This window comes from Pantoea sp., from assembly GCF_039594315.1.
In the GTDB taxonomy this organism is placed as follows: domain Bacteria; phylum Pseudomonadota; class Gammaproteobacteria; order Enterobacterales; family Enterobacteriaceae; genus Pantoea.
This window is the reverse complement of record NZ_JBCNNP010000014.1, coordinates 79,639-87,098: the sequence shown is the minus strand read 5'-3', so window position 1 is coordinate 87,098 and position 7,460 is coordinate 79,639. Positions and strand designations below refer to the sequence as shown.

The following is a 7,460-nucleotide window of genomic DNA, read 5'->3' as shown; positions in this document are numbered from 1 at the left end:
ACCGCACCAACCGTAAGACCGGTGAAGTGGTAGAAACCACCATGACCAAACATGGCAATCCGCTTATCAATGTTGCTGCCTGGCGCGAAAAGAATCGTCAACAGGCAATCAAATGTCGCTACATCAAACCATAACTTGATTTTGCAAGTTGAGGGCTATTTGCACATGTTTGATTTCAAGGTTTCTACCCATGCGCATTATGACGATGCCTGCCGTAAATTCGCTTTATCACACAACATGGAAGACGTCGCCAAGCAATCCGGAATGCGCGCCCAAACTCTGCGTAACAAGCTCAACCCAGATCAACCCCATCAGCTGACAGTGCATGAGGTTCTGACGCTTACCGATGTTACCGAAGACGCGACGCTCATTGATGGCTTACTTGCGCAAATCCAGTGCTTGCCTTGCGTGCCGGTGAACGAAGTTGCCAACGACAAACTGCCGCTGTATGTGATGAAAGCCACCGCTGAGGTTGGTCAGTTAGCGGCTGGCGCAATCTCCACAGAGCAATTGAGCGCTAGCTGCAAACGTAGCCTGCTGCAAAACGTTAACAGCGGTATTCGTTGTTTAACCCTCGCCGCACTGGCCGTTCAAGCGCGTATACAGGCTAACCCGGCTTTGACTTCAACTGTCGATGCGATCAGCGGTCTTGGCGCGTCATTTGGCGTGGTCTGAGGTGCAGTCATGATTTCATTTGCTGCACAGCTCAAAAGACAAAGCCCGTCAATGTCTTACGGTCATGGCTGGATTTTAGGTGACAACGGTAAGAGCTGGCATCCGGTTAAAGAGGTTTCAGGCGCACCACGAACTCAAGCAACACCCAAGAGAGGCAAATCATGGCTATCGAAGGCGATTCAATGCTTGTCGAACTGAGCGCCGGTCAACGTGTCGCGGCACTCAATCACGTTGCGTTGTTGCGCTCGCAATTTAAGGGCGGCGACAGTGAACAGGATTTATCGCGATTCTTCGACTCAATGCGTGATGTTAGAGACAGCAACTATCAGGACAATAAGCGCGCACTGAGCGCCATCTTTTTCCTGGCAAATATTGGCAAAGACCGACACAGCGCCGATTTTAGCGAATTAAACACCAATGAAAAAACCGCCGTCATACGTGCAATGAACCAATTAAAAGCCGTCGTGAGTTTATTCCCCAAGCGAATGACGCTTTCTAACTAAATTACCCAAAGCAATTAACTGGCGTAAACCCGCCGGGATTCTCTTTGCCCAAAAACAGGAAATTACATGCTGAATAATTCATCCCAACCTAAACATACGGCTTCATACATCGATCTCGACATGATGCTCAATGACGCGCGTAAAGAAGAGCGTCGTGATCGTGCTGACCTGATGGTTAATCGACTGAACATGCTGGCCGCAAAGATTCGCCACGACGAATTATCGCCGGTTGAAGCCGCCGAATTACTTCATCAGGAAATCGAAAAGATCCAAACTCAAATTGCGGAGGCGCATTAATGGCCGACTCAATGGATATTGTGCAGCAGCGCACCGAGGAAATGCTCGAACGTAACATCGCGCTCATCGTTAACCGCGCCCCTGCGATTAGCGCTTCTTTCTGCGAAGACTGCGACGCCCCAATTCCTGAATTGCGTCGGCGAGCCTATCTTGGCGTTACTCGCTGCGTTTCTTGTCAGGAAATTGAAGAGCAGCGCGGAAAACATCTGCAGGCTAAAGCCTGATGACAGAGAATTATGCTTACCCGTGGAATGCTCCACGGGAAGCCATTGCCAGCCCCTACCCTACTTATAAGGAACTGCGAAGCCGCGATCAGTTGATTGCGGCTTTGGCGCATGCTGAGCAGTTACTCACTCAGCAGCCGACGCTGATTCAGCTCGATGTCAGGCGGCGCGCCGCCGAGCTGGAAAAATCACAGGGCATTGCCCGTGCCAATGCGTACTTAACAAAGACTTTCGTTGAGCGCACATTGCCACGCGTCGAATGTGTGAATGCAAAATATCGGCTCGACGAAATGAAGGCCGGCACTTTTAATGTGCTGACAGAAAACGCCACTAAGGATATCGGTGCGGCGAGAGTGTGCGGCGCGCTATGGGAGTTAATGCGTCGTTTTAACCGCTTGCCGGATATGGCTCGCGCCGATGTTGATTTGCTGGCTGGCGACATTGCCAACTTTGCCCTGGCTGAACTGGTGCAGGCGCATGCTCAATCTGACAACGAATCAGATTATAAATACACGCACCGCATTTACATGACCGCCGCTACCATCACTCGCGAGTTTAATCAGACACCGCCATTGTGGGAAAAAGTCACATCACGCCTATTCGATCCGGAAGAAGTCACCCCCGCGATCATGCGCATGCAAACCGAGAAATGGTGGAAAGGCCGCCTGCGTCGTATTGCGGCGTCATGGCGTGAACATCTGCAAATCGCCCTCGCCAACGTCAGCAAAAAACATACGCCCTATGTCAGCAATATGACGGTGTCGGAATGGCGCGAGCAAAAGCGCCGCACGCGTGAGTTTCTTAAAGGGCTTGAGCTGGAGAATGAGGAAACCGGCGAGAGGATCAGCTTAATCGACAAGTTTGATTCCAGCGTGTCGAATCCCGCCATTAAGCGCTGCGAGTTGATGAATCGCATTCGTGGCTTTGAAAATATCTGCAACGAAATGGGCTTTGTTGGCGAGTTTTATACGGTCACTGCCCCGTCTCGATACCACGCCACTATCAAGACCGGTCATCGTAACCGCAAGTGGAATGGTGCCAGCCCGGCAGATACGCAGCGTTATCTGTGCAACGTGTGGCAGAAAATTCGCGCCAAGCTGCATCGTGAAGAAATCCGCATATTTGGCATACGTGTTGCCGAACCCCATCACGATGCAACTCCACATTGGCACATGCTGATGTTTATGCTGCCTGAAAATGTTGATCGCGTGCGTGAGGTGATCAGCGACTATGCATGGCGCGAAGATGGCACTGAACTAACCACCGAAAAGGCCCGCAGAGCGCGCTTTCATGCTGAAGCCATCGATCCCGATAAAGGCAGTGCCACCGGTTACGTGGCGAAATACATCTCAAAAAATATCGATGGCTATGCGCTCGACGGCGAGCTGGACGATGAGAGCGGCAAAGAGCTGAAAGAAACTGCCTCAGCCGTTTCAGCATGGGCGGCACGTTGGCACATTCGCCAGTTCCAGTTCATTGGCGGCGCACCGGTCACGGTCTATCGCGAGTTGCGCCGCATGGCAGACAGCGAAACCGCGCACGGACTCAGCATCGAGTTCGCTGCTGCACATGACGCAGCAGATGCTGGCGATTGGGCTGGCTACGTTAACGCACAAGGCGGCGCATTTGTTCGCCGTGATGAACTGGCCGTACGTACATGGTATCAACCGAGTGAAGACCTCAATGTCTATGGCGAGGAAACCATGCGCATCAAAGGCGTGTATGCAACAGACGCTGGCGCAGATACGCCGATTCTAACCAGACTGACGCAATGGAAGATGGTGCCGAAGCGTGCCGTTGATTTGTCCGTTGACGTTAAGGGCGCGTCCGCGTCCTCTTGGAGTTCTGTCAATAACTGTACGGCCCCGCCGGATGATGATCCCCCTATCGACTTCACGCGCTCGCCGACCCGCGCCGAGAGAAGACGTATTTTAAAGAGATTGCATGAAAGCACGCCTGCAAAACCGCGAAAAAAACGACAGGCGCCGGTTTCTGATAAATATCGCGATCAACGTAAGCAGCTCAAAGACAGCTTTTATGATGTCTCACGTCTTACCCTTTCCGAAGGCGAAGTTACACGCATGATGATGGGGCACAAACTCAAAGTTGGCGCGCAAATATTCTGGAGTGGAACAAGCGGCCATCTTTTCGTTGAACGTAGAAAACCTTCCACAGCCCTGCAGCGTTTTGAGGCATTGGCCGCTCAGCATCGAAAAAGCAGTAATGTTCAATAATCCATCGGTCGGACAAATCCGAGCCATACGATTGTTTACGATTCCTTAACGCCATGATACTGTTTATACATACAGTGTATTTTATTGATAAGGAGTTAATTAGCTGATGGACATCGATAATCTGAGCGAGACCGTTGCCAGAATCCAATTTGTAGCCGACGTATCACTCATCGCACACTGCAAGGAAGATGAATTGAAAATGGCCCTGTCGATGATCAGTGACATGGCCGGTTCGATTGACACCTCACTTTACCAAGATGCTATCTACTGCCAGGCCGAATGATCGCTTGGAAGTTTCAGCGCTGCGACTAAGCCACCGTTTCGGTGGCTTTTTTGATGCTGCAGCAGAACGCATGTGCATGCGTGATTTTGCATGATCCAAACAGGATCGCTAATCGCCCTTCTGCCCACAGCTGGCGCAGTATGAGGTGAGGCATGCAGTTGCATTAAAAACGATGCACGAAGCGGGCAGGCGTGGCGGGGAAAGCATTGCGCGCAGAGAAATGGCATATGGCTAAAGTACTGGAAATTTCATTCATTAGCTTGCATTATAATTTCAATAAGATTCCACCTAATTGAGATAGGCCATATGGATATTGACACCATCATGCTAGAAGCTTTTAGAGACTATGAAGGTGATGAAAATGGAGGAACCCATGCTTTCAGAGGTTTCAGCTTCCAAGTATGGTGGGCCGTAGCTGAAGCGTTAACTCGGTATAAATCAGATGAAGACTATGCAGTTATTCTCGAATGGCAGCAGGATGTTGCTATTATTAACTCATCGACTTCGCCAGATAAAATTCATTTTATACAATTGAAGAAAAATGAATCCAGCTTCAGCTGGACAGTCCCATCATTAATTAAAGCCGACACTGATAACGACGATAAAAGCAACACCTCTCCAACGAAACCTCAGTTTAAAAGAGCCACGGCTAAAAGCTTAAAAAATTATTCTATTTTGTCTAAATTGTACTTTCATAGAAAAAGATTTGATGTTTGTAAAAATGTCAGACTAGAATTTATTAGCAACTCCACTTTTAGCTATGAAAATGATAAAGTAAAAGTAAATAATGATGAAGTACTATTACACGGCCTACCAGTTGAAGTAAAAGAAAAAATAACTTCATCACTCATAAAACAATTAGGTCTTCCGCAAGATGAAGCAATTGATTTAAAAGACTTCACTCTTAGCAAGACTAATCTACCAATTGATGATTCTCATTTATTCGTCACTGGAATTCTCAGCGAAATGGTAGAGGATGGTATATTTGATTTTGAAATTACCAAACCCAGAAGCATTGTAATGTTGATAGCTCAATACATGACGGTTAAAGCAGGAAAAAAAAGGTTCTCTAATAACTTTAAAGAGCTATTAGAAAAAGGAATTACTAGAAAAGATTTATTAAATTGCATGCGAAAATTTGATGGGAATCGATCATCCACTGTCACTGAAGTCGGCGTGGTCATAGATCGTTTGGATAGAGAATTAGCACCATTTATCATGTGTGAAGGTATGCGCAATGCAGTAAACAATGTCTGCATTGAATTATCTAATCGAACATCATTAATTTGGAAGTGCCTAGAGTCAATTAAAAATATATATCAATCAAATATAGATGAGTTATCAAAACTAAATAAACTCCATGATATATTCTCAAGAATATATATACATTATAAAAAAGAAACCCTTGAGGAAGATGATATTTTTAGTGACGAGATTATAAATTGTTTAATAGCTATGGTAATAAAAAATGCAAAACCAGTCAGAGACTTACAATCTGTTGAAATTAGTAAGGAATAAAAGGAATGGAAGAGATGAAATCAACAGTCGTATACAAAGAGCTTTTAATTCTATCAGAAAAAGAAGCGAAAGCGAAAAGAGTAAGATTCAGCCCGAATAAAAATGTGGTCTTTGGTGTTAATGAAACAGGAAAGTCAAGGGTAGTTAAACATATCTTATGGGCTTTAGGCTGTGAAGTCCCATTGAGAGACGCTGGCACTTTTGATAAAAATGTAGCGGTTGCTCTAATATTAACTTTCAATGGAATTCCATATGCTTTCTACAGGAAAGGTAAGCATCAAATAATTCATGATATGTTGATAAGAAAAAATATTCATTCAACCTTTTCAGGAGTAGAATGGAATAAAATTTTTTCTGAATTCTTCAAAACAGAATTAAAATTGCAACGGCATGATGATGGTGAGTATGATTATGCTGGCCCCGAATATATGCTTCTTTCATCCTATATTGATCAAGATTCAAGTTGGGGATCAAAGTGGAATAGTTTTGTTCACCTGACACAATTTTCGAATTGGCAATCTACAGTTTTTGACTTCGTAACAGGAGCTAAAAGCCCTGACTATCTTAAATGGAAGGTTAAGTATGATGAAAAGAAACTATATTCAAAAGAGCTGACGCGACAAATTAAATCTAGCGAAATGTATCATAATAAGGTTCAGTCTTTCATACCCCAGAAAAAGCTTGAGATCAATGTTGATAAATTCAATGAGGAGATTTATAAAATAACTCAGAAAATCAAAGACACCTGTCATAAGCAAACAACAATTAAAAATGAAATCTATAATCATTCAATAATAAGAACTAAACTACAGAACGATTTGAGGATGGCTAGAGCTGCTGAAAAAGAAACTTTTCTAGATATCAATTACTTGACTGATATTCCTGACGGCGAAATGTTAGAGTGCCCAACTTGCGGAATTATGCATAAGGTGTCCATAGACGCCCGGGTAGATTTAACATCCGAATTTGAACAATTGCATACGTTCATTGTAGAAACAAAAGATAAATTAGCCAAAACAAGAGATAAGGAAGCTTTATTAAAGGAAAACTACGCTAATAGCATCATTGAAATAAATGAGCTAAATGCACTATTAGAACGTAATGCTACAGATGATAATGTATCATTTCGCGACATAGTTAATTCTAAATCTAGTGATGTGTTAACACATGCGCTTCAAGTGACAACGTCTATTATTCAAGGTGAAATAGCTAAAACCGAAGAAGAAGCAAATGAATTTTATTCATGGATGAAGCACTTTGATAATGCGGCTCATGAAAGAGAAGTTCGTGAAAAACTGAATCTTAAATACCAAGAGTATTGTAGAAAATTAAAGATCAATGCAACTGAATACGCAAAAAGAATTTCACTTCATAGGAAACCAATAACAACAGGAAGTTCTGGGCCACGAAGTGTTTTAGCTCTACATTGTAGTATCGTTGCAGTTACTTATGAGAATAATGCATTTCCGGCTTTTCCATTTATAATTGATACGCCGCAGCAATCTGGCCAAGATGAAAAGAATCTTAGCCGTATGCTTGATGTCAGCTTATCAATGGACAAATGGGCAGGCCAGGTAATTATTGCTACTGAGTCTATACCTGAGCAGTGGGAAAAGAATGATGCAAATATAATTTCACTTGGAGATAATCGTAGCTTATTGAACAACGATGAATATCAAGAAATTTTAGGGTTCTTGCGACAGATTTTGTACACAATATAACTAAA

At 44.3% G+C, this 7,460-nt stretch carries 9 protein-coding genes; all 9 read left to right on the top strand.

Going from position 1 to position 7,460, the window contains the following annotated elements:
* Positions 1 to 165: 165 nt before the first annotated feature.
* Positions 166 to 675, top strand: a complete 510-nt coding sequence (locus ABDW13_RS11420) for a phage regulatory CII family protein (protein WP_343552672.1) — start codon at positions 166 to 168, stop codon at positions 673 to 675.
* 9 nt (positions 676 to 684) lie between these two features.
* Positions 685 to 873, top strand: a complete 189-nt coding sequence (locus tag ABDW13_RS11415) for a phage filamentation protein Fil family protein (RefSeq protein ID WP_343552671.1) — start codon at positions 685 to 687, stop codon at positions 871 to 873.
* Positions 837 to 1,178, top strand: a complete 342-nt coding sequence (locus ABDW13_RS11410; RefSeq protein WP_343552670.1) for a DUF5347 family protein — start codon at positions 837 to 839, stop codon at positions 1,176 to 1,178. Before ABDW13_RS11415 ends, ABDW13_RS11410 begins: the two co-directional genes overlap by 37 nt.
* Before the next feature lie 66 nt (positions 1,179 to 1,244).
* Positions 1,245 to 1,475 (top strand): DUF2732 family protein, encoded by a 231-nt coding sequence (locus ABDW13_RS11405; RefSeq protein ID WP_343552669.1) that lies wholly within the window; start codon positions 1,245 to 1,247, stop codon positions 1,473 to 1,475.
* Positions 1,475 to 1,699 carry a TraR/DksA family transcriptional regulator gene (locus ABDW13_RS11400; protein ID WP_154152839.1) on the top strand — a complete coding sequence of 75 codons (225 nt, stop codon included), beginning with the start codon at positions 1,475 to 1,477 and terminating at the stop codon, positions 1,697 to 1,699. The genes ABDW13_RS11405 and ABDW13_RS11400 overlap by 1 nt, the downstream gene beginning before the upstream one ends.
* Positions 1,699 to 3,933, top strand: coding sequence for a replication endonuclease (locus ABDW13_RS11395; RefSeq protein ID WP_343552668.1), 2,235 nt, complete (start codon positions 1,699 to 1,701; stop codon positions 3,931 to 3,933). The genes ABDW13_RS11400 and ABDW13_RS11395 overlap by 1 nt, the downstream gene beginning before the upstream one ends.
* Positions 3,934 to 4,039: 106 nt before the next feature.
* Complete coding sequence (locus tag ABDW13_RS11390; RefSeq protein WP_222182351.1) at positions 4,040 to 4,216, top strand: hypothetical protein; 177 nt, start codon at positions 4,040 to 4,042, stop codon at positions 4,214 to 4,216.
* Between the two features lie 306 nt (positions 4,217 to 4,522).
* The gene (locus ABDW13_RS11385) at positions 4,523 to 5,734 is read left to right on the top strand and encodes a dsDNA nuclease domain-containing protein (RefSeq protein ID WP_343552667.1); all 1,212 of its coding nucleotides are present in this window, start codon (positions 4,523 to 4,525) and stop codon (positions 5,732 to 5,734) included.
* A 5-nt stretch (positions 5,735 to 5,739) separates the two neighbouring features.
* Positions 5,740 to 7,455, top strand: coding sequence for a hypothetical protein (locus tag ABDW13_RS11380; protein ID WP_343552666.1), 1,716 nt, complete (start codon positions 5,740 to 5,742; stop codon positions 7,453 to 7,455).
* Positions 7,456 to 7,460 lie beyond the last annotated feature (5 nt).

What these genes read in the sequence shown, in the direction of transcription:
- ABDW13_RS11395 (WP_343552668.1), top strand. Translation starts at nt 1,699, where the DNA reads ATGACAGAGAATTATGCTTACCCGTGGAATGCTCCACGGGAAGCCATT.
- ABDW13_RS11390 (WP_222182351.1), top strand. Translation starts at nt 4,040, where the DNA reads ATGGACATCGATAATCTGAGCGAGACCGTTGCCAGAATCCAATTTGTA.
- ABDW13_RS11385 (WP_343552667.1), top strand. Translation starts at nt 4,523, where the DNA reads ATGGATATTGACACCATCATGCTAGAAGCTTTTAGAGACTATGAAGGT.
- ABDW13_RS11420 (WP_343552672.1), top strand. Translation starts at nt 166, where the DNA reads ATGTTTGATTTCAAGGTTTCTACCCATGCGCATTATGACGATGCCTGC.
- ABDW13_RS11410 (WP_343552670.1), top strand. Translation starts at nt 837, where the DNA reads ATGGCTATCGAAGGCGATTCAATGCTTGTCGAACTGAGCGCCGGTCAA.
- ABDW13_RS11380 (WP_343552666.1), top strand. Translation starts at nt 5,740, where the DNA reads ATGGAAGAGATGAAATCAACAGTCGTATACAAAGAGCTTTTAATTCTA.
- ABDW13_RS11400 (WP_154152839.1), top strand. Translation starts at nt 1,475, where the DNA reads ATGGCCGACTCAATGGATATTGTGCAGCAGCGCACCGAGGAAATGCTC.
- ABDW13_RS11405 (WP_343552669.1), top strand. Translation starts at nt 1,245, where the DNA reads ATGCTGAATAATTCATCCCAACCTAAACATACGGCTTCATACATCGAT.
- ABDW13_RS11415 (WP_343552671.1), top strand. Translation starts at nt 685, where the DNA reads ATGATTTCATTTGCTGCACAGCTCAAAAGACAAAGCCCGTCAATGTCT.